This is a genomic window from Polaribacter ponticola (assembly GCF_026191475.2).
Lineage (GTDB): Bacteria > Bacteroidota > Bacteroidia > Flavobacteriales > Flavobacteriaceae > Polaribacter > Polaribacter ponticola.
The window spans coordinates 1,944,609-1,969,009 of sequence record NZ_JAOSLC020000003.1 but is presented as its reverse complement, the minus strand read 5'-3'; the positions used below and the strand labels follow the sequence as shown (position 1 = coordinate 1,969,009).

Below are 24,401 nucleotides of genomic sequence, written 5' to 3'. Positions count from 1 at the left end.
TGTACAAATGTATATTTAATTATTTTACCTGCCTAATAAAATCTATATTTTTTTTATTGTTATTTATGTACAACTTTTTTACATGAAGTATGTGTTGTTTAATTAAAGTGCTAAAAATCAGATTATAAGTATCTTGAGTTAATAAACTTGGCTATAATTATATATAGTCTTAGTTGTTGTTAGTTTTAAGTACTATTTTTTTTAAAAGAATTAAAAAAAGTTAGTTTGACTGCAGCTTACATTTTACTAGTAATCAAAAGTCATTTTTTATATGCTTAAAATAATCTTCAATATGATTTTTGATATGTCTAGGTTGTTTAAACAGTGATTTTACTTCTGGTGCTTTTTCAATTTCAGAGGTAGGAATCATGGTTAAATACAATTGGTCATTTGCTCTTTCCCATTGCCCAAAAGTATATTCAATATTAGGTTCTATAACAATTCTTTCTTTAAAAACTATGGTACCAGCATAAAGTGGGCTGTCTGGATGGTGTTTTTCTGAATTTATTAAGAGTTTAAACTTTAACTCATTGGTTTCTTTATTTTGTTGTAGAGAAGATTCGTTTAAATTTTTAGTGATTATGATATCGTCTAAACTCTGTTTTAACACTTCTAAATATTGGAAATTTAATATGTAATTTCTGTAGTCCCTTTCCAAAACTATTAGATTTTGTTGTTCTATTTGGTCTAAAGCGTTGATTAGGTTTATAAATTTTCCTTTTCCTAAAATCTTGCCATAGTGCCTTTTTAGTTTATAAAAACTCATTTGCAAACAGTTTTTTAAAACACTTTTCTCAAAATTATTGAGATTATTCCAGTTTTTATTTAAAATGGCTTGTTTGAGTCTTGTGATCAGTGCTTCATGTTTTGCTTTTTCCTCTAATAGTTCTTCCTGTTTAAGGGTTTCTATACAATGATCGCATTTAAAATCGTAGTGACGTTTCCTTTTTACTTTTCTCAAGTGATCTTTGAATGCGGACTGGCTTCTAGCGCTATTTTTTTCATACGAGTTACACTGCTCGCAGTGCAGGTACAAAGAAATTTTGGCGTACTGGTAGAGATTTAAAAGGTTAGATTGATTGATATTAAAAGTTTCTCTGATGTACTTAACAGAATTAACAAATTCATTGTTTTCTATTTCCCAGTAGGCGGTAAGTATTTCCTTTTCGAGGTCTGAGCAGTTTTCAGAAATGTGTAATTGAAGATTGGCGATTTTTTTGTGTTGATTTTCCATGATATAAAGTGAATAAAAAAGCGTGGAACTGTACCTTATCAGCAACAAGGTATCGCCAAACACCCGCACACCAAATAAGAACAGCCCACGCAGTAACGTGGGCATCTTAACTTTGAAATTAGTGTGCTTAAAATTTTGGCGATTTTAGTTACTAAGTCAAAAGCTAAACGCTTTATATGTTAAATAGTTTATTTACATCTGTAAAATCTTTTGCAAGATACTACAGATAATTGATTTTTATTTTTTGTTTAGATAGTTTTTTAAAGCAGTAGTTATAATATTCTTCATGCTATCATCCATTTCTGTTGCATGCAATTTAAATTGTTTTAATAATGGTTTTTCTATATAAAATGAAAATTGAACTTCTTCATTTTCTGTGTTAATTACCTTTTCTTTTTGGATAGTCACCTTTTGCGGCTTGGTTAAAGCCTTATTAATTAGGCTACTTATACTTTTGTTTTTTTCCATATTTATAGAATTATATATTTATAGGTTTGTAGAATTACTTATTTATAGCGCTATATTAACTTCATCAAAATTTCGCGAGACAAATTTTCCATTTGTGATATAGCTCTAGAATCTTTTAAGTCTGTATTTAAAATAACCGATCTAGTGTAAGCAACTAAATCAGAGATTGTTGTCTTGGCTATTGGCAAATTAAATTCCTCTAAGCTAATTAAAACATCTAGAGTCAGAGTTGTATTTGGTTTTACCATATTTAAAACAATCATTGCATTATTTTCTTTATTGGCTTGTATAATAAAATCCACAGAGTTTTTACTAGCTAAAACATCTAAAACACCAGGTTTAATAGGTAGTAAAACTATATCTGAAATTTTTATTAAATCCATCAAATTGTCTGTAAAATATGGAGGTGTATCAATAAAGATGAAATCGTACGGCAAAAGGGGAATTTCTTTTATTTCCCTTTTGTATTGAAGTATTTTAAAGTTTGATACTAATTCTGAGATTTGACTTAAACTCCCTTGAGTATCAAAATCTAAAATGACAATGTTTGCGCTTTTTGCAAAACACTTGGCTAAATTAAAGGTTAAGGTACTTTTACCGACTCCTCCCTTCTGACTTGTTAATAGTATTATTTTTGGCATTTGCTTTATGTAAAATTGATTGTTCTAAATTTTGTGATTGTCCTTTATAGGAGAGTGTTTTTTCTATTCCCTTTAATGATAACTTTCTATCAATAGCAGAGCCTTTAATTTTTATACCATCAGCATCTATGAAGGAAATTCCTCTGCCAATACGAGTTTTAATATTAGATTCATTTTTTAAATAAAACTTAAGGTCGTCTATATTATCAGACATAGAAAGCGCCTTAAATATTGATTCTTTTAGTCTCAAAAGCCTTTTGTCTGTTGAAACAAAAATTTCATTTTTCTTCGCTTTATCAACCTTACTCTCTAATTCTCTTAACTTATATCTACGCTCAATTTCTCTAGAAAAATCTAAATTCTTATAATGTGTGTAGCTATCACTTACTGCTAAATTATTATCCATAACTCTGGAGGCTACAATATGAATGTGTTCTTTATCCGTTCCTTCTTCATGAATATAAACCGCATAAGGGTTGTATTGAAATCCAATTTTATTGGCATATAATTTCGATATGGTAATCCAATCATTGGTGTTTAATTTTCCTTTATCTTCAGGTGCACTTCTAATTTTTATATGAAAGGTTTTCTTTTTGCACCGATCATTTAGCAACTCATGGGTTTTCATCTGTGAATTTATGTCCTGTGCAGAACCAAAACATCTGTTTGATGTCAATATTTCACCACCACGCTCACAGTAACTAAGCGCATTTGCTCCATAATTTATTGATTGTAATTTTGTAATCATTGTAGAGACTTTAGTTCTTTTTCTAAAGATAATTTACGCACTTGTTTGACATGCTCCTTTTTTAATTCATTTAGCTGTTTCAAAATAGCAGGATCGTTATTTCTAAATTTTGATAAGAGGTTCGTGAATTCATTCGCTAAATCATTTTTGTTTTTGATTTGTAATAGAAACATATAATCGTAAAAGTTTTGATAAGCGTTATGTTCAAGCTTCAAATCGCTTCTGTCATTTATATAATCTGGGACATACTTCATAGCATTTAAAGTCAAAGTCAATAGTAAGATTACAACAACTAATTTTCTAGAGGTAAAGGGAGTGTCTTTTCCAAATAGAACATATTCATTATTTGTGATTTGCGGTGAAGTGTGTTTATAGTTTTTTAAAGTGTTTTTGAGTTGATTATGATATGCGTTTTGAGCTTTAAAAAACTGTTCTTTATTTTCTGATATTTCAATTTTTAAGATTTCAATCGATTTAGATACTGAATCAATACGTTCATCTTTTTGAGGTGGTTTATTAGCTTTTTTAAAACCACTGTCAATTATTGATGAAAGGTCTTCCATTTTATCAGATACCGTTTGCATCAAATGAATAATCATGTCTTCATTATTGTCTGCCATGTTTAAATTTTTGAGTTTATATCTATGATGTGCCTTTTTAAAATATCTATATCGTCTAATACCTTTTTTTGATCAGCTATCATAAATTTGGCACCTGAATTTAATTTCTTAGCGATCTGATTTAAGTTAACACCAATCTTTATTAATTGAGATTTGTATTGCTCCGTTTCTAGATTTCTTACTTTGACTTGTAATGTTGGTTTTCCTAGTTTTTCAAGCACACAATTCCGTATAAAAAAGAAGGCTTTACCTGGATTAATTCACATTGATTTTGTAATCGTTCTTTATCCAATTTGTCTAAATAAAATATGACTCGTTTTTTCTTATTCTCATTCATGAAAATTCAATTTTTAAATTTCAAAATTCAGTTTTTTCTATGAGCAACTTTTTTGTTGCGAATAGCCAGTTTTGGGTAAAAGAGGAAACGCAGTGGACACGTTACCCACCACTGGTAACAACTGACCGCATTATTTTTGATTTAATAAATAATCATTTAAATCATTGAAATTTTTATAATATATTCTGTTGTCTATTATTTTACTCTCTGTATTTTCTATTAAAAAATCTGTCGCTTTATTTCCAGCCTCATCGTTATCAAAAAACAGTTTTATTAGAGCATAACTTCCTATTAAATCAATTACTTTTCTCACCATAGAAGTTGAGTTTAAAATGATAAAGTTTTCTCTTGTGATTTTCTTCTTTAAACTTAAATAACTCAACCAATCAGTCCAACTCTCAAATATGGAAACGACATCAGAATTATTATTAATGGTGGTGATTTCTTTCTTTCCCAAGCAACCTTTAAAAATTTTATTTCTAATTTCCAATCCGCCAACATCATTCATAAATCCAATGCCGTAGTTTTCTTTTCCATTAGAAAAAGAGTAATGAACTTGAAAACAAAATCGTTTTGCAAATTGTAAATTGATTTTCCTGCTGCTTAAATAATCCAATAATTTTTGATTTGTTAATTCGGTTACTTTTTTAATAGAGTAGGTTGGTGTTGGCTCTCTGTTAATTTGTTTTTTTTGCTGGTGAATAGGAAAAGTATCTTTAGATAAAATAACTAATGCTTCTTTAATTGAACAATTATTGTATTTCATTACAAAGTCAATGACTGTTCCTCCAATACCAGAACTATGGCAAAAGAAGACGTTTTTAGAAATATTAATTTTAAACGAGGGGGTTCTTTCTATATTTCTAAAAGGGGAGTAAAACCAAACTTCTTTAGTATTGGTTTTGCCTATTCTAAAACCCTGTTTTTTTAAATATGAAACTAGGTCTATTAGCTTTGCTGTTTTACAATTCATAAGTTATATTTTGTGTAGATGAAAAATGTTTAAAAGTTGATGATTTGATGACGCAACTCTTGAAAGCCTTTACAATAAAGAATAAGTTGAGTCATCAACTTATCATCAGATCATCAACTTTTTTTAAACTCTGTCATCAGTATTTTTTTGATGACTCTTTGATGACGGTTTTGATGACGGTATAATTCTTTATTATTACTAGTTCTAAAGTATATATAGGTTAGTTCGTCATCAAGTCATCAAAATTTTTGAGTAAAAACTCTTTTTTAAGCGTAAAGTATCTCCCTTTTGAACTTGTAAGAACTATTTCCCCATCATTTAAAATTGTAAACTTTTCGTATTTAAAACAGTTGTCTTTTTTTCTAAATTCCAACTGTTATTTAGTAGTTTTCTTAGTTGTGTTAAATCAGTTTTAACTCTAGTTTTATTCAATGCGGCGAATAAGTCCATAATACTAAAGTGGATTTCTTCAAGGTTAAATTTTTCTATTATGTTGTAAAGTAGATGGGCAATTTCTTTTTCTACGTGATTACGATTATTGTCTATTAATTTTTTTAGGGCAGGTGTGTATATTTGTTGCGGAGTAAACCACATTCTAGTTTTTCTTTCACTAGCAAATTTTCTTTTTAGTATAAAATCTAAGAAAGCTGGAATTTCTGTAATTAATTTTTCTAAAAAATTAACATCTTCAAATTCTAAAGTTGGAACTTTTATCACCCAAAATCTTATGGATTCGGCATCTAGTTTTATAAAAGAATCTTCTTTATTGCTACACATCAAAAATTTACCAAAAAAATCTATTTCTACCTTTTCTTTTCCTTTAGCTTCAATTTTATTCTTATTTGCAGTTGAGAGGTATTTTATCTTTTCTGTAATTTCTTCTTTTTGAAAAAATGCTTCATCTAAACCTAATAAAAGTTTGTTACCCCAGTCTAAGTTGAAGTTGCTGTTTAAACTGTGCGAGTCCAAAAAAGTCATATTATGTCCAAAGACTTCTTTCATAAATTTTAAAAAGAGCTCTTGCCCGTAGACCTTTCATTACTGACCAAACACAGTACAGGTAAGGCTTGTGTTGGTTTCTCATAAAGTAATTTGAAGTAGTCTAAACCTAACTCATATTGTTTACCGAAAATGTGCCTAAAAAATTTCAAAGTATTTTCAATGCTTCCAATATTGGGTTTATGTTTTAAAGGAGAATAGGTATTATAAAATCCGTGAATAGTTTTTGAGAAATTGATATGGTCGGGAAAACAAATACTACCATCATATTTTGGTATTTTACTCAAATAATTTCTATTCTTATCTTGTATAATGGTGTTTTTATCCCATTTAACTAAGGTTTCATTAAATTGATTATGAATTGTAGGTGTCTGTACTATTTTGTAATAGGAAGTAACTATCCTTAAATATGGTATATCTGACATATTTATTTAGTTTATAAGTATATTTGTACTATACGTTATTAATAATGTATTAGAAAAAAACATAAAAAAGCAATGAGTTTGTACCTCGTTGCTTTTTTTATTTATTAGAAATAAGTTTGTGGTTTTTTGAAGCAAATAAGATTAGTTGTTTCCTGGAGTATATAGGATAATCACCTAACCTAAAATAGGGTATTTTGTTTAGCTTTGTCCACGAGCAGATTGTTTGTATAGATTTTCCAAACATTGTTGCGACATCTTTCTGGCGCATTTGGTCTTCTTGAGGTGGAAAATACAAAGGAGATAAAATTTCTTTTTCTGGTTGTGTTGTATTCTCGACTACTATTGTTTCTTTTAATTCTTTCGAATCATCTTTAATAAATTTAGGCATATTTTTATGTGTTTTAATTTGCCGAAATTTATTTTAATATAACAGAATATGCTTTAACCAAGCATAACCAGCACTGGTTATCAAGTGGTTATGTTTATTTTGTTTTCTATGAAATCATTAATTTCCTTTTGAAACCCAACAACTGGGTTGTTGTTATTGTTGAAAAAATGCTTTTTAATTGTGCCTTCTTTTAGATTTTCTAAACCTCCTAGGTAGTGATTTAGGAGTTTAGGAAACTTATTTACCCATCCATTAATTCTATCTGCTTCTTTCTCTGTATATAGAAAAGCGAAAAATAGCTTCTTAAATTCTGAATCATTGGTAAACATTTTTTTAAGAATTTCTCTGGTTCTTATTAAAATATGGTCAGGATATTTAGAATAAGGTTGTGTAATATTTTCAATAAATACTTTACCTAAATCAATTTTTAATTTTTGATTATAATTTTTAGAGTAAAAATATTCAAATAAAGCTGATAGGATTTTTGTGAAATCTATCATATTCTCCAAATCAGTATTTGGATTTATTAATTTGGTTGGTTCGTAATTTATTAGAGGAACATTCACATTAAAAAAATCATCTTTATCTATTATAGCAGATATTTCTGATTTAGTTATAGAATTACTTTTTTTTGCTAATATAATATCATGCTTCTCAGGGATGTTCTCTATACAAGGAATGTAATCAAGACCTAATCTACTAAAAAACCTATCTACTGTAACAAAATACTCATATTGAAAATCTGAATTATTTTTATAATCTAAGTCTTTTCGAATAATGCTTTTAAACTTATTGATAGCCTCATTTTTAGGAGAAATAAGAAATACATAAATTGCTTTAGATATAGGTAAGTATGATTGATGGTTTATTTCTTGTTTTAAAAGTGGGATATTTTTTTAAAGAATTAATTATTTCAACCAAAATTAAATTAATTGCAGGGACTATTATTTCTGAATCTATTTTTTTGTAATAGGAATGCTGTTTTAATAAGAATGCAACTAAATCACCTGTACTTAAACTATCTCTAGCATCATTATGAAGTTTTAAAAAGTCATCTTCTATCCTTGTTTTAAAATCGTATCTACAATTTTTAAAAATTTCATTATAATTAAATAAATTTTTAGAGGCTTTATTTAACTCCTTATATTTAGTTTTATTGCTGTATTTAATAGTTGTTATAATTTCATCTAACTCTTCATATTTGATAACTTTCAATATTGTAAATAATGTGTTTTTATAATCAATATTGTCTTCTTTTAAGATAAAGTCAATAGTTTGTACAATGTAGTTATTAAGTATAATACATTTAGGTTGTTGATTTTCTTTTTGATGATTTGGTTGCATTCTTAAAAACTGAACTCCATCTTTCTAATTCTTTTTGTTTGTGAATTTCAGAAATATTAACATACTTTCTGAAACTTTTTTCGTCTTTATGATTTGAAATACTTCTTACCACTCTTTCTGGTATGCCTAAAACTAAGCTGTTGGTTATAAACGTTTTACGCCCAGCGTGTGAGGTGATTAAATCGCACTTTCTAAAGCTTTGTGAAATTTCTCTTGCTCCTATATATCGAGTTAAAATCATTTCTTGTGTTAATCCAATTTCTTCACAACATTGTTGTATTTTTTCATTTAGTTTTTGAGAAGTAATTCTAGGAATGGGAAAATACACGGTATCTCTATATTTATCAACAAGTTCTTTAGCTTGCTTAATTAAATAAACGTGATGGTCTACAGTTTTAGTTTTTTGTACTGTAAAGTTTAAATATTCATCTTCAATATTTGCATTTTGAAGTCCGTATATATCTATATGCCTTTGACCAGTAAACGCTAAAAAACAGAACATATCTCTTGCTCTATCCATTGAAGCGTTTTTAAACTTATGTTTGTAAAGTTTTGTCAACTCCTCCATATTAAGATAAATTACTTCTATATCATCTTCTTTGCATTTTATTTTTTTGAATTCTAAAGAATTATGATAACCTCTTTCATAACACCAATTTAAAAAAGCCTTTAAAGTCTTGATTATTTTTGCGTAATAATTATTTAGTGTTTTTCTCGTGTTAAAACAATAATCCATAAAAGATTCTTCAAACCGAAAATCTATATTATCTAACCTTAAATTAAAAGAAGACTCTTCTTTAAAAGCAGTAACAAAGTTTCTTACAGATTTAATTTTTGTAATAGTTGAGTTTGTTTTGGTAAGTTTTGATATTTCAATATATTCTTCAAATGCATCAAAAAAATCAATTGTAACTTTTACTTCTGACTTTTCAAATTTTTCTAAGAATGTATTTTTTGAAAATGGAATTTCGTTATACTCAAAAAACTTAAAAATTTTGTCTACTTTTTCTTTTATAGAACCAATCGATTTATTGTAGCTCTCAATCTTAGTATAGAATTCTTGCCCTTTTACGTTTTTAATATAATAATTGTTATTGTCCCATTCATTAACTCTTGTTTTTGCTCCAATACTTTTTCTAATTCTTATTGTTTTATCAGATACAATTAATCTAATAGGAACAAAACCGTTTTTATCTATTTTATCTTTTCTTAATTCAAAGTAATAATTCATTTTTTAATTTTTTTTACCCCTTTTAATTGGGGGGCTGAATAGGGGAGGTAAAATGAATTAAAACACATTCAACCACATTAAAATTCATTCAACTACATTCGTAACAAGCTGATTAACAGTAGTAAATGTATGTTAAAAAACATTAAAAAACTAACTTTGCCCATGTGGGACCACACAAAAAAGCATTAAAGAAATATCTTTAATGCTTTTTTTATGCATTAAAACCAATTACTTTTTTGTAGAATTCGGCAGCTCCTTAAACCCCATGTTAAATAAAGTAAATCCAAAAATATCTGCGTATTGTGCAATTGTTTTTGCAACCGGAGTTCCTGCTCCATGACCTGCATTTGTTTCTATTCTTATTAAAGTAGGATTATTTCCTGTTTGTTTTTCTTGCAATTCTGCAGCAAATTTAAAACTATGTGCAGGTACAACTCTATCGTCATGATCGCCTGTGGTTATTAATGTTGCTGGGTATTTAACACCCTTTTTTATAGTATGAACTGGCGAATATCCTTTTAAATAATCGAACATTTCTTTGTTGTCATTTGCAGTTCCGTAATCATATGCCCATCCTGCGCCAGCAGTAAACGCATGGTATCTTAGCATGTCTAAAACCCCAACTGCAGGTAAAACAACTTTCATTAAATTGGGTTTTTGCGTCATGGTTGCACCAACTAATAAGCCACCGTTAGAACCACCACTTATTGCTAAATAATTAGTAGAAGTATATTTTTTTGTGATTAAATATTCTGCAGCAGCAATAAAATCGTCAAAGACATTTTGTTTTTTTAATTGTGTTCCTGCATCGTGCCATTTCTTACCATATTCTCCTCCGCCTCGTAAATTAGGAACTGCATAAACACCACCTTGTTCTAACCAAACTGCATTTGCAATACTAAAATTAGGAGTTAAACTAACATTAAATCCGCCGTAACCATATAAAATAGTTGGATTTTCACCATTTAATTTCAAACCTTTTTTATGGGTAATAATCATTGGTATTCTTGTACCATCTTTAGAATTATAAAAAACTTGTTCACTTATATAAGCATCATTTTTAAAATCTACAGTAGGTTTCCAATAAGATTCAATCGTTCCGTTTTTAGGGTTTAGTTTATAGGAAGCATTTGGAGTATTGTAATTTGTAAATGAGAAATATAATTCTTTCGCTTTTGTTTTTCCGCTAAAACCAGAAGTTGTTCCTATTCCGGGTAAAATGATTTCTCTAATTAATGTACCATTAAAATCATATTGTAAAACTTTAGAAACAGCATCTACCATATAATTGGCAAAAAAATAGGACGAACCCGAACTTAAACTTAGTACATTTTCTGTTTCTGGTATAAAGTCTTGCCAATTTTCTGGAGTAGGATTTTTAGCATCTACAGTAACTACTTTTTTATTTGGAGCATTTAAATTAGTAACCAAAAACAATGTACTTCCTTTATTTTCTAAAATAAGTGTATCGCTATCAAAATTATTAATAACGGTTTTTAAGGTTGATTTTTCTTCGGATAGATCTTTGATAAATAATTTATTACCAGAAGTAGAAACTTGAGCTGTTATAATTAAATATCTATAATCTTCGGTTAAATAACCGCCAACATATCTATGTTTTTCAGTTTCAATTTCACCAAAAATAACTGTATCTTCATTTTGAGAAGTACCTAATTGATGATAGTATAATTTGTGTTGATCTGTTTTTGCAGACAACTCGCTACCATCAGGTTTATTGTAACTAGAATAATAAAAACCATCGTTTTTGTACCAAGAAATTCCAGAGAACTTTACATCAATTAAAACATCTTCTTTTCTTGTTTTAGTTTCAGTATCAATTATAATTATTTTTCTCCAATCAGAACCACCTTCAGAAATCGAATATGCAAGTGTTTTTCCATCTTCAGAAAAACTTAAAACACCTAAAGAAGTTGTTCCGTCTTCAGAAAAAGTATTCGGATCTAAAAATACTTCAGGCTCAGAAGTTCCCTTTTTTCTATAGATTACAGCTTGGTTTTGCAGTCCATCATTTTTAGAAAAATAAGTATAATCTCCTTCTAAAAAAGGAATCCCTATCTTTTCATAATTCCATAATTCAGACAAACGTTCTTTTAGTTGATTTCGATATGGAATTTGATTTAAATAATTGAATGTAACCTCATTTTCTGCTTTTACCCAAGCTTTTGTTTCTGGGCTTTTATCATCTTCTAGCCATCTGTAATTATCTACAATATCAGTCCCAAAAAAGGAATCTACAACTGGTTTTTTTCTTGTTTTTGGATACATTAAAAACTTTTTTTTAAATCTAACTTTATAAGACACTAAAATAGTACTTCCAATTTAAGTTTTTGAGTTAATTCATTTTTATAATTATTGATATTTTGTAATTTAAGCGATATAAAAACGACTACTTTTGTAAAGAAAATAATAAGATTCCCTATTATTGGGAATGACAGTTTAATGAAATTTCGACTTTGTCGATAAGAAGATTATAATTATGACAGAAAATTTAACAAAAGAAACTTTTTTAAAGAAGGTTTTTAATTTTGAAGAAAACAAAGAGTGGAAATTTGAAGGAAAAAGACCCGCGTTTATAGATTTTTATGCAGATTGGTGCGGACCTTGTAAATCTTTAGCTCCTGTTTTAGAGCAGTTGTCTGATGAATACGAAGGGAAAATTGATATTTATAAAATAGACACAGAAGCAGAGCAAGAATTAGCTGCAGCATTTGGTATTAGAAGTATACCATCTATGTTATTTTGTCCTGCAGAAGGGCAACCACAAATGGCAAATGGCGCTTTACCAAAAGCAGAATTAGAAAGAATAATTGCTGATGTTTTAAAGGTGACAAAATAAAAGACAGACTGTTTCTAGCAAAAAAACATTCCTAAATCCTGAAAATTTATTTTTTCGGGATTTTTTATGATTAAAAATATATACATAAGAATCTAATGTATAAGAAAATTATGTATATTTGGTGAGCGATAAAACGTCATTGCGAGTTTGCGAAGCAATCTGTTGCTTTAATTATAAGATTACACTGTTTCTTGCAATTACACAAATAAACGATTAGACAATTACACATTTTTAAAAATGGGAAATCAGAAATTATACAAAGGCTCTTTGCAAACCATCATTTTAAAATTATTAGAAACTAATGATAAAATGTACGGTTATGAAATTACGCAAAAAGTAAAGGAATTAACTAAAGGCGAATTAAAAATTACAGAAGGCGCTCTATATCCTGCTTTACATAAATTAGAAGCCGATGGATTGTTAGATGTTGAGGTTGCGAAAGTAGGAAACAGACTAAGAAAATATTACAAGTTAACTGAAAGTGGAAGTAAAGAAACTGCAAATAAATTAGCCGAAATGCAAGAGTTTTTAAAAACGATGCAACATTTGGTAAACCCTAAATTTAGTTTGGAGTAATATGGAATTAACAAAAGAAGAAATACACAAAGTAGAAGCTTTTTTAAAGCAGAAAAATTTTGATTTTATCGATTTAAAAGTAGAAATTTTAGATCATATATTGTCTGATATTGAAAATTTAATAATTAAAGATCATTCTTTTGAAGATGCTTTTGTTATGACTAAAATTAGATGGGAAAAACATTTTAGAGAGACATCTAGTTTTTATTTTGGCATACAGTTTTCAGAATCTAAAATTGTAGTAAAAAAAGCAATTAAAATTTTTAAACCTTTTTTCTTTTTATATCTAACAGCTTATGTTTTACCAATTATTATCACCACAAATTTTTCAATCACTTTTTCTAAAAACACGATAGGTTTTATAAATACATCATTAAATGTTTTAAATATTCTCTTTTTACTTTATTCGATTTTTATTTTTATTAAAGTCATAAAAACAAAAATAAAAACTACTTATCGATTTATTCTTAAAACTCAATATGCAGGTATTATATTCTTATTAATTTCTCTTCTAATAGGAAATCATTTTAATGATGATGGAAGTTTCATTCCTTTTCTAATCAGTTTTCAAATTGCTGGTTTTGCAGTTGCCTATATCTGTAGTTATTTCTACAAAAAGCACAAAGAAGCAATTAAAAAATATAAAATTTCATAACAATGGAATTAACAAAAGAGCAACTTTTACAAATAGACAATTACGTTTTTGTTTGTGGTATTAAATATTACGATGTTAGAACAGAAATTGTAGATCACTTTGCAAATATTTTAGAGCAAAAGTTAGATAAAAACCCTAATATCAATTTTAAAAGAGAAATTGAAAACATTCATAGAAATTTTTCTGATAGAGGTTTTAGTAATTTATTAAAAGAGAAAAGAAGCTCAGTTACAAAAAAGTTTTACAAACAATCTTTTAAGCATTTAATCTCATTTTTTAAATTTCCAAAAATTATAATTACAGGAGTTTTATTTTATTCTTTAACTCAAATTCAAATTTTATTTATAGAAACACAAGATTTTTTTGAAGGATTATTTTTTGTTAGTGTTCTATTAATGTTTGTAATTCTTTTTAGAGCTTTTAGAAGAACTAAAAAAGAGACTTTTTTAACTTTAAGTATGACTTTAGGGTTTTATCAGTTTTATCACATTTTTGTAATTTTTTTACAAAGTAGTTATAGCAGGTCAATTGAAAGTCTAACGAATTCTACTCACAACAATATTTTTATAGCCTGTTATGTTTTGTTATTTCTTTTCTTTTGGTGTGGAGAATCTGTATATCATCAAAATAAAAAATTAGTTAAAGAACAATATCCAAATATACTTGTATAACTATGAAATTAACAAAAGAGCAACTTTTACAAATAGACAATTACGTTTCTAATAGTGGAATAAAATATTACGATGTTAAAAATGAAATTATAGATCATTTTGCCACTATTTTAGAACAAAAGCTAGCTGAAAACCCGAAATTAGATTTTAAACAAGAAATAGCGAATATTCAAGATAGTTTTTCTGATACTGGTTTTAAAAAATTGCTAGAAGAAAAAACAAAATCTGTTAAAAATCAATTTTTAAAACAGAGTTTACAGCACTTAATTTCATTTTTAAAACTTCCAAAAATTTTAATCACTGTTTCAATTTTTGGCTTACTTATTTTTATCATGAATTTTATAAATGACAAAGAAACATTTTTTAGTATTCTAGGTTTTATTCTAATCTTTATGGGTTTTCGTTTATTGTTTAATGTAAATATGAGAGACACCAAAAAAGAAACGTTTTTGGTGTTAAATATGTCTATGTATTTTTTTAATGCTTTTTATCTAGGAGTTATGATCTTCAATTTTATAACAAGAAATAGAAATGAAGAAAGTTATTTAAATAATACTTTTAATTATTTAGAATTAATTGTTTTTATGTTGCTAATACTCTTTTATTGGTCTGGAGAACACGTGTATTATCAAACAAAAAAAGTTGTAAAAAAACAATACCCTTATGTAGTTGTGTAATAATGGAATTAACAAAAGAACAAATACGATTTATAGATCATCGTTTAGAAAATGATGGTATAAAATATTGGGACATTAGAATAGAAGTGTTAGATCATATAGTTTCTGATGTAGAGAGAATTTTAAAACCTGAAAACACCGAATATCAATTTAAAGAAATAGTACAAGAAGCATTAGTTTCTTTAGGCTGGAAAGAGAATTTTAATGGTTCTAATTTTGAGAAATTGAATAAAGAAGGATGGAAAAATGTTGGTAAAAAATATCGAAAAGAATATTTTTTAGGAGTTCGTAATTTCTTTAAGAATCCAAAAAATAGTATTGCTTTTATTTTGAGCTTACTTTTATTATTTGTGTTATCTAAAAATGTTTCTAATAATGCTTTTTTAAAAATAAACTTTATAATATTTTTATTACCAGCTTTATTGTTTTTATGGGAATATTTAATTGTTTTTAGAAAGAAACTTGGTAGTTCTATTCATAAAAATTATGGTTTGCATTATATGAGCTTTTCTTTTTTAATTTTAAATGTATTTTTTCAGTTTATGGGCAATAACGATTTTTTATCGATACCTGAAACCTACCATAAAATGATAATTTTTACTATTGTTCCGTTACATTTAGTACTTTCTATTTCAGGTTTTCAAGTATATAAAAAAGCGATTAAAAGAGTAGAAACGATGCGTAATAATTTGCTTTCATGAAGTTAACAGAACATCAAATAGAAGACCTATTTAAATTTACTCGTAAACATTACGTGTATTTTTATGATGTGCAATCGGAATTGGTAGATCATTTAGCTAATGATATAGAAGAAATATGGATAGAACATTCAAAATTATCTTTTGAACAAGCAAGGGATAAATCATTCAAAAAATTCGGCATTTTTGGTTTTATGGATGTTGTAGAAGAAAAGCAAAAACAAATGAATAAGCGGTACAGAAAAATTTTGTGGCGCTTTTTTAAAGAATGGTTTACATTGCCAAAAGTGATTTCTACTTTAAGTATCTTTTTTGCTCTTTTTGTGGTTTTACAAATACAAAATTCAGAATATATTCTATTAGTTTCACTTTTAGTATTGGTTATTTATGATTTAATAAAACAATCAAAAGTTAAGAAAAAACACAAAAAAGCAAAACAGAAAAAAGAAAAGGTTTTTTTACTAGAATCTATGATTGGTGAAGCTAGAAAAGGGTTTTCTGGTTTTGCTTTTATTCATGTATTTAACTCTCTTAATTTAGTAAAAGTTCCTTTTAGTACCTTAGAAATACATTGGTTATTGCTAATAGCATTTTCAATAACAATGTTAATAATTCTATTCTACGTAACGGCATATTTAATACCACAAAAAGCAGAAGAATTACTAGAAGAAACGTATCCGGAGTATAAAATTGTAAATAACTTGTAACAAATTCTATTTTAAAACAACTAACTTATAACTAAACTAATTAACCAAAACATGATTTCACACTTTTTAAATTTAGAATGGAAACAATATTTTAGGTCTGCTCATTGGCAAAAAGGAATAGCATTAAAGATAATAATGGGCTTTTTTGTACTGTATTTTTTAATTGTTTTTTTAGCAATTGGAGTTGGCGGATACTTTTTATTGAGAAAAAAATTCCCAGAATCAGACCCTTTACAAATTGTAAACTCTTATTTACTTTTTGCGGTTTTAGGAGATTTAATATTTAGGTATTTAATGCAAAAATTACCAATAATGAATATTAAACCACTGCTTATTTTGCCAATTAAAAAAAGTAAATTAATACATTATGTATTAGGTAAATCTGCATTTTCTATATTTAATATTTTAGGGTTATTTATTTATATTCCGTTCTCTTTTGTTTTAATAAAAGAAGGTTATGATACTGCAGGTGTTTTAGGTTGGCTATTAACCATGATTCTAATCATTCAATCGTCAAATTTTTTAAATTTTTTAATCAATAAAAACAACAAAGCACTTATTGTTATTGCAGTTACTTTAGTAAGTTTAATTGGTTTACAAAATTTTGGATTAGCAGATGTAGTTGGTTTTGGAGGTAAAATTTTTGATGGTATTTATGCAAATCCAATTTATTCCTTATTAGGAGTTGTTGTTTTAGCTGCTTTGTATCAATTAAATTATAAGCAATTAAAAACACAAGTCTATTTAGATGAAGCTGTTGCAACAAAGGTAGAAGAAGCAAATACCGCAGACTTATCTTGGGCAAATAGATTGGGAGATGTAGCGCCGTTTATTAAAAATGATATTCGATTAATTTGGAGAAATAAAAGAACAAAAACAGTATTTCTAATGTCGTTTTTATTTCTTTTTTATGGATTAATTTTCTTTACACAAGAAACCTATCAAAAAATGCCAGCAATGTTAATGTTTGCATCGCTTTTTATTACTGGAGGTTTTACTTTAAACTACGGTCAGTTTATACCAGCTTGGGATAGCGCACATTATAAAATGTTAATGAGCCAGAGTTTTAGATACCGAAAATTCCTAGAGTCTAAATGGGTTTTAATGGTTTCTATGACTACAATTTTATACCTTTTAAGTTTTCCTTATCTTTATTTTGGAACAAAGATTTTTTTAATGATAACAGCAGGTGCCATTTTTAATATTGGTTTTAATTCTCTGTTTTTATTGTATGCTGGTTCATTTAATAGAAAAAGAATAGATTTAACAAAAGGTGGTTTTGGTAATACGCAAGGAACAAGTGCAACACAGTTTTTAGTAATTGTTCCGTTAATGTTATTCCCAATGTTAATATTTTGGGTTTTCGATAAATTTGTAGGGTATAACTCTGGTTTTATAGTGGTTGCAGCAATTGGTATTATAAGCTTGTTGTTAAGAAATTACGCCATGAATTTTATTGAAAAAAATACATTAAAGACAAATACGTTATGATTAATGCTTTTGGTAAAGAAGCATAATTTAAAATTAAAATATACACAATGATTACAATAGATAATATATCAAAAAAATACGGAAAAGCAGAGGTTTTAAATGTTGAAAAAATTGATATTCCACGCGGACAAAGTTTTGGTTTAGTTGGTAATAACGGAGCGGGAAAAACAACTTTGTTTAATATTTTATTAGATTTAATAAGACCAACAACAGGTGCAATTACAAACCATGAAGTAGTTGTTAATAAGAGTGAAGAATGGAAATCTTTTACAGGTTCTTTTATTGATGAATCTTTTTTAATTGGTTATTTAACAGCAGAAGAATATTTCGATTTTATTGGCGATTTAAGAGGAATGAATAAAGCTGATGTAGCAAAATTTATTAGTCAGTTTGATGAGTTTTTTAATGATGAAATAATAGGAAAGAAAAAATATTTAAGAGATTTAAGTAAAGGAAATCAGAAAAAAGCAGGTATTGTGGCTGCAATGATGGGAAATCCGCAAGTTGTAATTTTAGATGAGCCATTTGCAAACTTAGATCCAACGACACAGATTAGACTTAAAACAATTATAAAAGAACTTACAGAAAATAGAGATATTACTGTTTTAGTTTCTAGTCATGATTTAACACATGTTACCGAAGTTTGTGAAAGAATAGTTGTTTTAGATAAAGGTAAAATGGTAAAAGATTTAGAAACATCAACAGAAACTTTAAAAGAATTAGAAAGCTATTTTTCAGTTTAAATAAACTATTCTTATTTTTACACACCGATTTATACTATTTTCGAAAGAAATTAGTTTTAACTAAGAGTTTTTAGTTTTATAAAAACAATTTATTAATTAAGATATATCTGTGTGAAAAACACCAAAAAAATAGTTATTATTCTTATCCTTTTTTTAGCTATATATTCTTGTAGCACAAAAAAAGATACTGTTATTAGCAGAAATTTTCATGCTATAACAACAAAATATAATGTGTTATTTAACGGTAAGGAAGCCTTTAAAAAAGGTGTTGAAGAAATAAATAGTAATTATAAGGATGATTGGTTTAAACGCCTACCAATTGAGCCAATTGAATTTGAGGAAGATAAAATAGTTTTGTCAACTTTTAATAATGGACCAGGAGCAGGTTTTGGAGGCGCAAAAGAAGAAGAGAAAAAAGAGTTAACTACGTTTGAAAAAGCAGAAGAAAAAGCAGTAAAAGCCATTCAAAGACATGGTATGAATATTCAAGGTTCTGAGCGAAATAGACAAATTGATGACGCTTATTTACTTTTAGGAAAATCTCGTTACTATGCGCAACGTTTTATACCTGCTATTGAAGCTTTTAATTATGTAATTGCAAATTATCCACAAGCAGATTTAATTGCAGAAACTAAAGTTTGGAGAGCTAAAGCTAATACTAGAAACGATAATGAAGAAACTGCTATAGAAGCAATGAAATTATTATTAGTTGTTAGAGATACTTTAGAGGCTGATTTACCAGATGTAATTAAGGAACAAGCGCACACTGCTTTAGCGATGGCATATGTTAAAAGCGACAGTTTACAAAAAGCAAAAAAACATTTAAAATTAGCAACCAGAACTTTAAAAAACAAGAACCAAGGAGCAAGAAACTTGTTTGTTTTAGGGCAAATGTACAGTGATGAAAACAAAAAAGATTCTGCATTTTATATTTTTAATAAACTAGCAAATTTTAAAAAAGCACCTTACAAGTATAAAATTCATTCTAATATAGAATTAGCTAAAAACTTTTCTAAAGATTCTTTATCAACAACTCTTTTGGAAAGAATGGAAAAGTTAATTAAGAATAGAGATAATAGGCCTTATTTAGATGAACTGTATTATCAAACAGCGGTTTTACACCAAAATAATGATAGTATTAATTTAGCTTTAGTTAATTATAATAACTCTTTAAGAGCTAAAAACGGAACAGACAAACAAAAAACATTTACCTATGAAAAATTAGGCGATTTGTATTTTAAAGATTCAGAATATCTATTAGCAAGTTCTTTTTACGATAGTGTTTTACAAGTATCTAAAGATAGTGTAGATAGACGAATAAGAAGAGTTAAAAGAAAACATAGAAATTTAGCTTCTTTAATTAAATTTGAAAACTTAGTAACGTTAAATGATAGTATTGTAAGAATTGCTTCTTTAACAAAAGAGGATCAAAAATTATTTTTCGAAAATTATATCGAAAACTTAAAGAAAGCAGATGAAGCTGCAGCTCAATTAAGGTTAAATCAAATTGCTTTTGGCAACTCAAGTGGAGGTTTGCAATCTTCAAGAAATGGTGGCTGGTATTTTTATAATAATCAATCTTTAAGTTTTGGTAAAACAGAATTCCAGAAAATTTGGGGAGACAGAAAACTAGAAGACGATTGGAGATGGTCTGAAAAAGCAACTATTAGCGGAAATATAGAAAAGGATTCTGTACAAGTTAAAAAAACCAATTTAAGATATGATTTAGATACTTATTTAAGTTTAATTCCTGCTAAAAAAGAAACAATAGACAGTTTAAAAACTGATAGAAATCAAGCCTTATATGAATTAGGTTTAATTTATAAAGAGCAATTTAAAAATGTAAACTTAGCAAAATTAAGATTAGAAAGAGTAGCAAGTTTACAGCCTAAAAAGGAATTAATTTTACCAATAAACTGGCACTTATATCAAATTTATAATAATTTAGGAGACACTAAAAAAGCAAATAAATTTAAGAATGTTATTCTAACGAAATATTCCAAAACTAAGTTTGCCCAAGTAATTTTAAATCCGAATAAAAAAATTGAGGAAGAAGTTGCTGTTAGCGAAATAGAAAAAGAGTATAAAAAAATGTATTATTTATACAAGTCAAATAAATTTGAAGAAGTGGTCTTAAAAATAGATGAATATGTTGCTACGATTCCTAATGCTAATTTAATTCCAAAATTCGAATTGTTAAAAGCTTATGCAATTGGTAAGTTTAAAGATAAGCAAGCTTATAAAATTGCACTAGATTTTGTTGCTGTAAGTTTTGGTAATACAGAAGAAGGTAAAAAAGCGAAAGCTATTATTAAGCAACTAGAAAGGTAAAAATTAGGTTTAAAATTGGACCAAAAACTATGGAAAGAAACGTTATTGCCAAGAGTACTACAATTGTTGGAGAAATTAAATCTGAAGGCGATTATAGAATAGATGGCTCGTTAGAAGGTAATTTAACAATTAAAGGTAAAGTAATAATTGGCACAAGTGGTGTTGTTAAAGGAGATATTGTTGCGTCAAGTGCAGATATAGAAGGAGAAACCTCAGGGAAACTTAAAGTAGAAAAAACGTTAACAGTAAAAGCTAACGCTAGTATTTCTGGAGACGTTACTGTTGGAAAATTATCAATAGAACCAGGTGCAACTTTTAATGCAAGTTGCGCGATGCAGGTTTTAAAAAATGAAGAAAAAAACCAATGAAAAACCAACCCAAAAAGAAAAACCAAAAAAACCTTTAAATAAAGCACTTCAACTTTCTGGAGCAGGTTTACAAATGGGACTCACCATTTATTTTGGTTTTCTAATAGGTAAATGGTTGGACATTACTTTTCAAACTAATTTTTTAAAAGAAACAATAACGCTTTTAGCAATTTTTTTATCTATGTATTCATTAATAAAACAGGCAAATAGAATTAATGATTAAATCTATTTTTAGCTATTCATTAGTGTTTTTTTCTTTGTTCTTTATAGCTTTTCATTTACATGAAAATTATATCGAAAATTTAGAAGTAATTTTACCTTTTTCACTTCGAAAAGTTTATCTTTTTCACTTAGGTTTTTCAATGTTAATTTGTGTCAATTTTAAGGCCTTCTCAACTGTTGATAAAATTTTTGAACAATTAGGTTTTGTGTATTTATTTATCCTTTTTTTAAAGATTATAGTTTTTATTGCAATCTTTTACAAGGTGCTATTTGCAGAAGAAAATTTAACTCAAATTGCAAGAATATCGTTGTTTATACCAATGTTTATATACTTATTAACAGAGGTGATTTTTGTGTCTAGAATTTTAAATAAAAAAGAATAATTAAAAATACATTAAAAAAGACTTTGAGTTTTTGAATTATTACGTACCTTTGCGGCGAATTTAGAAAGCGTATTTTACAATGAAGATTGCACAAAAAACGATCAAGTTTCTTACAATAGCAATGATAGCCTTTTTTACGGCTACAAGTTTTGCGTCTGGTACAGATAAAAAACAAGACAACCAAAACGATGGCGGACGTGTAAATACGAAAGCTGAAGTTGATGCTTACATTTTGCATCACATTAAAGATTCTCATGACTTTTCTTTATTTTCATATACAAGTGATGAAGGTGAGAGAAAGCATGTTGGTTTTCCATTACCTGTAATTATTTGGTCTAGTGAAGGTTTAGTTACTTTTATGTCTTCAGAATTTCATCATAATGATGATGGTCATGTAATCGTTGAAAAAAACGGATTAAAATTCGCGAAAATTCACTCAAAGATTTTCGAATTAGACAAAGGTGCATCAACAGTTTCTTTTGATGATACTCACCATGCTACAAACGCTCATAAATTATTAGATTTCTCTATAACAAAAAGTGTTGTAGGTATTTTATTTATAGGTTTCTTATTGTTGTTTTGGTTTTCTAGATTGGCAAATCAATATAAAACAAAGCAAGTACCAACTGGTTTTGCAAGAGTTTTAGAGCCATTAGTAATCTATGTTCGTGATGAAATAGCAAGGCCAAACATTGGAGATAAGCATTACAGAAGATTTACAGGATATTTATTAACAGTATTTTTCTTTATCTGGGTTTTAAACTTAGCAGGTTTAACTCCGTTAGGGTTTAACGTTACAGGTCAGTTAGCAGTTACAGCTTGTTTGGCAATATTTACATTGGTAATTTACACGGTTAGTGGTAATAAGGATTACTGGATGCACATGATTTGGATGCCAGGTGTTCCTGTTTTAATTAGACCAGTTTTAGCAATTATAGAATTAGCTGGAGCTTTGATAATTAAACCATTTTCATTATTAGTACGTTTGTTTGCAAACATATCAGCAGGTCATATTGTGGTAATGAGTCTAATAGCAATTATGTTTACACTTAAAGAATCTCTAGGGGTTGTAGGTGCAACAGGATTGTCTTTAGTATTATCATTTTTTATAACATTAATTGAGGTTTTAGTGGCTTTTTTACAGGCTTATATCTTTACAATGCTTTCAGCATTATTTATTGGTATGGCTGTAGCAGACCATTCAGAGGCTCATTAATACACATTTGTTTAATTTAATAAAAATACATTTATTATGTACAATTTAATTGGAGCAGGATTAATCGTAATCGGAGCAGGAATTGGTTTAGGTCAAATTGGTGGAAAAGCAATGGAAGGTATTGCTAGACAACCAGAAGCAACTGGAAAAATTCAAACAGCAATGATTATTATCGCTGCATTATTAGAAGGTTTAGCATTTGGTGCATTATTCTTAGGGAAATAATCCAAACAAAAAACACAAAACATATCTCTGTAACGGTTGGTTACAGAGAGTGTTTTTAATTAAACAAAAAAGAAATAAAAAAATAATTAGTTTATAGAATGGAAACTTTATTAAACGATTTTTCACCAGGATTATTTGCAGTATCAACAATTTTATTGTTAGCATTAATTGCATTGATGATAAAATTTGCTTGGAAACCAATTTTAAATTCTTTAGAAGAAAGAGAATCTGGAATAGAAAATGCATTAGCTGCAGCAGAAAATGCTCGTAAAGAAATGCAAAACTTACAAGCAGATAACGAAAGGTTAGTAAAAGAAGCAAGAGCAGAAAGAGATGCAATGATGAAAGATGCAAGAGATATTAGAGATAATATGATTGCTGAAGCTAAAGAAGATGCAAAAGAAGTAACTTCATCATTAATTGAAAAAGCACAAGCTTCTATTCAGCAAGAAAAACAAGCTGCTTTAGCCGAATTAAAAAAGAATGTTGCTGAGTTATCTATTGGTATCGCAGAATCTGTAATTAAAAAAGAATTGTCTTCAGAGAAAGATCAGCTAGATTTAGTTGAAGGAATCTTAAAAGATGTTACTTTAAACTAATATATATGAAAGACGCAAGAGCAGCATTACGTTACGCAAAAGCAATCTTAAATCTTGCTAAAGATTCTAAAGAAGAATCTGCTGTAAACAAAGATATGCAGTTAATTGCAACTACTATATTTGAGAATAACGAATTAGAAGTAGTATTAAAAAGCCCTGTAATTAAATCTGCTGATAAAATGAAAGTTTTAAAAGCAATGTTTTCAGATAATGTAAGTAATATTACATTAGGTCTTTTTAACCTTTTACAAGAAAATAAAAGAATTAGTATGTTAGAAGCTATTGCAAAGCAATATTCTATCATTTTTGATTTTTATAAAAACACTCAAGTTGCTAAAGTTACTACAGCAGTACCTTTAACTAAAGAAGTAGAAGAGAAAGTTTTAGCTAAAGTTTTAGCCTTAACAGGTGAAAAAGCAAACTTAGAAAATGAAGTAAATCCAGCTATTTTAGGAGGATTTATTTTACGTGTTGGAGATGTGCAGTATGATGCTAGTATTTCTAATCACTTAAATGAATTAAGAAAGGAATTTGACAATAGTCATTATATTCCAAAAATTTAATTATTCATCAA

At 27.7% G+C, this 24,401-nt stretch carries 31 protein-coding genes; 17 read left to right on the top strand and 14 right to left on the bottom strand.

Features of this window, described 5'->3' with window-relative positions; all coding sequences use genetic code 11:
• Positions 1-253: 253 nt before the first annotated feature.
• The 14 genes from N5A56_RS14105 to N5A56_RS14040 form a co-directional block, all read right to left on the bottom strand.
• Positions 254-1,339: a hypothetical protein gene (locus N5A56_RS14105; protein ID WP_265726027.1), complete on the bottom strand. Its 1,086-nt coding sequence runs from the start codon at positions 1,337-1,339 to the stop codon at positions 254-256.
• Between the two features lie 132 nt (positions 1,340-1,471).
• Positions 1,472-1,702, bottom strand: a complete 231-nt coding sequence (locus N5A56_RS14100; protein ID WP_265726026.1) for a hypothetical protein — start codon at positions 1,700-1,702, stop codon at positions 1,472-1,474.
• 50 nt (positions 1,703-1,752) lie between these two features.
• A complete protein-coding gene (locus N5A56_RS14095; protein WP_265726025.1) occupies positions 1,753-2,343 on the bottom strand; it encodes a ParA family protein in 591 nt (196 codons plus the stop codon).
• The gene (locus tag N5A56_RS14090) at positions 2,297-3,091 is read right to left on the bottom strand and encodes a relaxase/mobilization nuclease domain-containing protein (RefSeq protein ID WP_265726024.1); all 795 of its coding nucleotides are present in this window, start codon (positions 3,089-3,091) and stop codon (positions 2,297-2,299) included. The genes N5A56_RS14095 and N5A56_RS14090 overlap by 47 nt, the downstream gene beginning before the upstream one ends.
• Positions 3,088-3,711, bottom strand: coding sequence for a hypothetical protein (locus N5A56_RS14085; protein ID WP_265726023.1), 624 nt, complete (start codon positions 3,709-3,711; stop codon positions 3,088-3,090). Before N5A56_RS14085 ends, N5A56_RS14090 begins: the two co-directional genes overlap by 4 nt.
• Positions 3,712-3,713: 2 nt before the next feature.
• Positions 3,714-3,932 carry a plasmid mobilization relaxosome protein MobC gene (gene mobC / locus N5A56_RS14080; protein ID WP_274270495.1) on the bottom strand — a complete coding sequence of 73 codons (219 nt, stop codon included), beginning with the start codon at positions 3,930-3,932 and terminating at the stop codon, positions 3,714-3,716.
• Positions 3,933-4,178: 246 nt separating this feature from the next.
• Positions 4,179-5,021: a toprim domain-containing protein gene (locus N5A56_RS14075; RefSeq protein ID WP_265726021.1), complete on the bottom strand. Its 843-nt coding sequence runs from the start codon at positions 5,019-5,021 to the stop codon at positions 4,179-4,181.
• A gap of 318 nt (positions 5,022-5,339) precedes the next feature.
• The gene (locus N5A56_RS14070; protein WP_274270494.1) at positions 5,340-6,023 is read right to left on the bottom strand and encodes a primase-helicase family protein; all 684 of its coding nucleotides are present in this window, start codon (positions 6,021-6,023) and stop codon (positions 5,340-5,342) included.
• A 5-nt stretch (positions 6,024-6,028) separates the two neighbouring features.
• Positions 6,029-6,445: a hypothetical protein gene (locus tag N5A56_RS14065; protein ID WP_274270493.1), complete on the bottom strand. Its 417-nt coding sequence runs from the start codon at positions 6,443-6,445 to the stop codon at positions 6,029-6,031.
• 97 nt (positions 6,446-6,542) lie between these two features.
• A complete protein-coding gene (locus tag N5A56_RS14060; RefSeq protein ID WP_265726019.1) occupies positions 6,543-6,833 on the bottom strand; it encodes a hypothetical protein in 291 nt (96 codons plus the stop codon).
• Positions 6,834-6,913: 80 nt separating this feature from the next.
• Positions 6,914-7,333 (bottom strand): hypothetical protein, encoded by a 420-nt coding sequence (locus N5A56_RS14055; protein ID WP_265726018.1) that lies wholly within the window; start codon positions 7,331-7,333, stop codon positions 6,914-6,916.
• A 337-nt stretch (positions 7,334-7,670) separates the two neighbouring features.
• Entirely contained in the window at positions 7,671-8,177 is a 507-nt protein-coding gene (locus N5A56_RS14050; RefSeq protein ID WP_274270492.1) for a hypothetical protein, read from the bottom strand.
• The gene (locus N5A56_RS14045; protein ID WP_274270491.1) at positions 8,140-9,408 is read right to left on the bottom strand and encodes a tyrosine-type recombinase/integrase; all 1,269 of its coding nucleotides are present in this window, start codon (positions 9,406-9,408) and stop codon (positions 8,140-8,142) included. The genes N5A56_RS14050 and N5A56_RS14045 overlap by 38 nt, the downstream gene beginning before the upstream one ends.
• Before the next feature lie 228 nt (positions 9,409-9,636).
• Positions 9,637-11,694, bottom strand: a complete 2,058-nt coding sequence (locus tag N5A56_RS14040; RefSeq protein WP_265726015.1) for a prolyl oligopeptidase family serine peptidase — start codon at positions 11,692-11,694, stop codon at positions 9,637-9,639.
• A 211-nt stretch (positions 11,695-11,905) separates the two neighbouring features.
• Here N5A56_RS14040 and trxA point away from each other — a divergent pair, with 211 nt between their 5' ends.
• From trxA to atpH, 17 genes are all read left to right on the top strand, one after another.
• The gene (trxA, locus tag N5A56_RS14035) at positions 11,906-12,265 is read left to right on the top strand and encodes a thioredoxin (RefSeq protein ID WP_265726014.1); all 360 of its coding nucleotides are present in this window, start codon (positions 11,906-11,908) and stop codon (positions 12,263-12,265) included.
• Between the two features lie 237 nt (positions 12,266-12,502).
• Complete coding sequence (locus tag N5A56_RS14030; RefSeq protein WP_265726013.1) at positions 12,503-12,841, top strand: PadR family transcriptional regulator; 339 nt, start codon at positions 12,503-12,505, stop codon at positions 12,839-12,841.
• A 1-nt stretch (position 12,842) separates the two neighbouring features.
• Complete coding sequence (locus N5A56_RS14025) at positions 12,843-13,496, top strand: hypothetical protein (protein ID WP_265726012.1); 654 nt, start codon at positions 12,843-12,845, stop codon at positions 13,494-13,496.
• 2 nt (positions 13,497-13,498) lie between these two features.
• A complete protein-coding gene (locus N5A56_RS14020; protein WP_265726011.1) occupies positions 13,499-14,167 on the top strand; it encodes a hypothetical protein in 669 nt (222 codons plus the stop codon).
• Between the two features lie 2 nt (positions 14,168-14,169).
• Positions 14,170-14,844, top strand: coding sequence for a hypothetical protein (locus tag N5A56_RS14015; protein ID WP_265726010.1), 675 nt, complete (start codon positions 14,170-14,172; stop codon positions 14,842-14,844).
• Positions 14,845-14,846: 2 nt separating this feature from the next.
• Complete coding sequence (locus tag N5A56_RS14010) at positions 14,847-15,545, top strand: hypothetical protein (protein ID WP_265726009.1); 699 nt, start codon at positions 14,847-14,849, stop codon at positions 15,543-15,545.
• Entirely contained in the window at positions 15,542-16,249 is a 708-nt protein-coding gene (locus N5A56_RS14005) for a hypothetical protein (protein ID WP_265726008.1), read from the top strand. Before N5A56_RS14010 ends, N5A56_RS14005 begins: the two co-directional genes overlap by 4 nt.
• Positions 16,250-16,300: 51 nt before the next feature.
• Positions 16,301-17,740 (top strand): DUF5687 family protein, encoded by a 1,440-nt coding sequence (locus N5A56_RS14000; protein ID WP_274270490.1) that lies wholly within the window; start codon positions 16,301-16,303, stop codon positions 17,738-17,740.
• A gap of 47 nt (positions 17,741-17,787) precedes the next feature.
• Positions 17,788-18,483 (top strand): ABC transporter ATP-binding protein, encoded by a 696-nt coding sequence (locus N5A56_RS13995; RefSeq protein WP_265726006.1) that lies wholly within the window; start codon positions 17,788-17,790, stop codon positions 18,481-18,483.
• Between the two features lie 111 nt (positions 18,484-18,594).
• Positions 18,595-20,814 (top strand): type IX secretion system periplasmic lipoprotein PorW/SprE, encoded by a 2,220-nt coding sequence (gene porW, locus N5A56_RS13990; protein WP_265726005.1) that lies wholly within the window; start codon positions 18,595-18,597, stop codon positions 20,812-20,814.
• Between the two features lie 29 nt (positions 20,815-20,843).
• Complete coding sequence (locus N5A56_RS13985) at positions 20,844-21,182, top strand: bactofilin family protein (RefSeq protein ID WP_265726004.1); 339 nt, start codon at positions 20,844-20,846, stop codon at positions 21,180-21,182.
• Positions 21,163-21,405 (top strand): AtpZ/AtpI family protein, encoded by a 243-nt coding sequence (locus N5A56_RS13980; RefSeq protein WP_265726003.1) that lies wholly within the window; start codon positions 21,163-21,165, stop codon positions 21,403-21,405. Before N5A56_RS13985 ends, N5A56_RS13980 begins: the two co-directional genes overlap by 20 nt.
• A complete protein-coding gene (locus N5A56_RS13975; protein WP_265726002.1) occupies positions 21,398-21,787 on the top strand; it encodes a DUF6168 family protein in 390 nt (129 codons plus the stop codon). The genes N5A56_RS13980 and N5A56_RS13975 overlap by 8 nt, the downstream gene beginning before the upstream one ends.
• A gap of 79 nt (positions 21,788-21,866) precedes the next feature.
• Complete coding sequence (gene atpB, locus N5A56_RS13970) at positions 21,867-23,003, top strand: F0F1 ATP synthase subunit A (RefSeq protein ID WP_265726001.1); 1,137 nt, start codon at positions 21,867-21,869, stop codon at positions 23,001-23,003.
• Between the two features lie 36 nt (positions 23,004-23,039).
• Positions 23,040-23,228, top strand: coding sequence for an ATP synthase F0 subunit C (gene atpE / locus N5A56_RS13965; RefSeq protein WP_013993139.1), 189 nt, complete (start codon positions 23,040-23,042; stop codon positions 23,226-23,228).
• Between the two features lie 98 nt (positions 23,229-23,326).
• Entirely contained in the window at positions 23,327-23,827 is a 501-nt protein-coding gene (locus N5A56_RS13960) for a F0F1 ATP synthase subunit B (protein ID WP_265726000.1), read from the top strand.
• 5 nt (positions 23,828-23,832) lie between these two features.
• The gene (atpH, locus tag N5A56_RS13955) at positions 23,833-24,390 is read left to right on the top strand and encodes an ATP synthase F1 subunit delta (protein ID WP_265725999.1); all 558 of its coding nucleotides are present in this window, start codon (positions 23,833-23,835) and stop codon (positions 24,388-24,390) included.
• Positions 24,391-24,401 lie beyond the last annotated feature (11 nt).

What these genes read in the sequence shown, in the direction of transcription:
- N5A56_RS14105 (WP_265726027.1), bottom strand. Translation starts at nt 1,339, where the DNA reads ATGCCCACGTTACTGCGTGGGCTGTTCTTATTTGGTGTGCGGGTGTTT.
- N5A56_RS14100 (WP_265726026.1), bottom strand. Translation starts at nt 1,702, where the DNA reads ATGGAAAAAAACAAAAGTATAAGTAGCCTAATTAATAAGGCTTTAACC.
- N5A56_RS14095 (WP_265726025.1), bottom strand. Translation starts at nt 2,343, where the DNA reads ATGCCAAAAATAATACTATTAACAAGTCAGAAGGGAGGAGTCGGTAAA.
- N5A56_RS14090 (WP_265726024.1), bottom strand. Translation starts at nt 3,091, where the DNA reads ATGATTACAAAATTACAATCAATAAATTATGGAGCAAATGCGCTTAGT.
- N5A56_RS14085 (WP_265726023.1), bottom strand. Translation starts at nt 3,711, where the DNA reads ATGGCAGACAATAATGAAGACATGATTATTCATTTGATGCAAACGGTA.
- N5A56_RS14075 (WP_265726021.1), bottom strand. Translation starts at nt 5,021, where the DNA reads ATGAATTGTAAAACAGCAAAGCTAATAGACCTAGTTTCATATTTAAAA.
- N5A56_RS14070 (WP_274270494.1), bottom strand. Translation starts at nt 6,023, where the DNA reads ATGAAAGAAGTCTTTGGACATAATATGACTTTTTTGGACTCGCACAGT.
- N5A56_RS14065 (WP_274270493.1), bottom strand. Translation starts at nt 6,445, where the DNA reads ATGTCAGATATACCATATTTAAGGATAGTTACTTCCTATTACAAAATA.
- N5A56_RS14060 (WP_265726019.1), bottom strand. Translation starts at nt 6,833, where the DNA reads ATGCCTAAATTTATTAAAGATGATTCGAAAGAATTAAAAGAAACAATA.
- N5A56_RS14055 (WP_265726018.1), bottom strand. Translation starts at nt 7,333, where the DNA reads ATGATAGATTTCACAAAAATCCTATCAGCTTTATTTGAATATTTTTAC.
- N5A56_RS14050 (WP_274270492.1), bottom strand. Translation starts at nt 8,177, where the DNA reads ATGCAACCAAATCATCAAAAAGAAAATCAACAACCTAAATGTATTATA.
- N5A56_RS14045 (WP_274270491.1), bottom strand. Translation starts at nt 9,408, where the DNA reads ATGAATTATTACTTTGAATTAAGAAAAGATAAAATAGATAAAAACGGT.
- N5A56_RS14040 (WP_265726015.1), bottom strand. Translation starts at nt 11,694, where the DNA reads ATGTATCCAAAAACAAGAAAAAAACCAGTTGTAGATTCCTTTTTTGGG.
- trxA (WP_265726014.1), top strand. Translation starts at nt 11,906, where the DNA reads ATGACAGAAAATTTAACAAAAGAAACTTTTTTAAAGAAGGTTTTTAAT.
- N5A56_RS14030 (WP_265726013.1), top strand. Translation starts at nt 12,503, where the DNA reads ATGGGAAATCAGAAATTATACAAAGGCTCTTTGCAAACCATCATTTTA.
- N5A56_RS14025 (WP_265726012.1), top strand. Translation starts at nt 12,843, where the DNA reads ATGGAATTAACAAAAGAAGAAATACACAAAGTAGAAGCTTTTTTAAAG.
- N5A56_RS14020 (WP_265726011.1), top strand. Translation starts at nt 13,499, where the DNA reads ATGGAATTAACAAAAGAGCAACTTTTACAAATAGACAATTACGTTTTT.
- N5A56_RS14015 (WP_265726010.1), top strand. Translation starts at nt 14,170, where the DNA reads ATGAAATTAACAAAAGAGCAACTTTTACAAATAGACAATTACGTTTCT.
- N5A56_RS14010 (WP_265726009.1), top strand. Translation starts at nt 14,847, where the DNA reads ATGGAATTAACAAAAGAACAAATACGATTTATAGATCATCGTTTAGAA.
- N5A56_RS14005 (WP_265726008.1), top strand. Translation starts at nt 15,542, where the DNA reads ATGAAGTTAACAGAACATCAAATAGAAGACCTATTTAAATTTACTCGT.
- N5A56_RS14000 (WP_274270490.1), top strand. Translation starts at nt 16,301, where the DNA reads ATGATTTCACACTTTTTAAATTTAGAATGGAAACAATATTTTAGGTCT.
- N5A56_RS13995 (WP_265726006.1), top strand. Translation starts at nt 17,788, where the DNA reads ATGATTACAATAGATAATATATCAAAAAAATACGGAAAAGCAGAGGTT.
- N5A56_RS13985 (WP_265726004.1), top strand. Translation starts at nt 20,844, where the DNA reads ATGGAAAGAAACGTTATTGCCAAGAGTACTACAATTGTTGGAGAAATT.
- N5A56_RS13980 (WP_265726003.1), top strand. Translation starts at nt 21,163, where the DNA reads ATGAAGAAAAAAACCAATGAAAAACCAACCCAAAAAGAAAAACCAAAA.
- N5A56_RS13975 (WP_265726002.1), top strand. Translation starts at nt 21,398, where the DNA reads ATGATTAAATCTATTTTTAGCTATTCATTAGTGTTTTTTTCTTTGTTC.
- atpB (WP_265726001.1), top strand. Translation starts at nt 21,867, where the DNA reads ATGAAGATTGCACAAAAAACGATCAAGTTTCTTACAATAGCAATGATA.
- atpE (WP_013993139.1), top strand. Translation starts at nt 23,040, where the DNA reads ATGTACAATTTAATTGGAGCAGGATTAATCGTAATCGGAGCAGGAATT.
- N5A56_RS13960 (WP_265726000.1), top strand. Translation starts at nt 23,327, where the DNA reads ATGGAAACTTTATTAAACGATTTTTCACCAGGATTATTTGCAGTATCA.
- atpH (WP_265725999.1), top strand. Translation starts at nt 23,833, where the DNA reads ATGAAAGACGCAAGAGCAGCATTACGTTACGCAAAAGCAATCTTAAAT.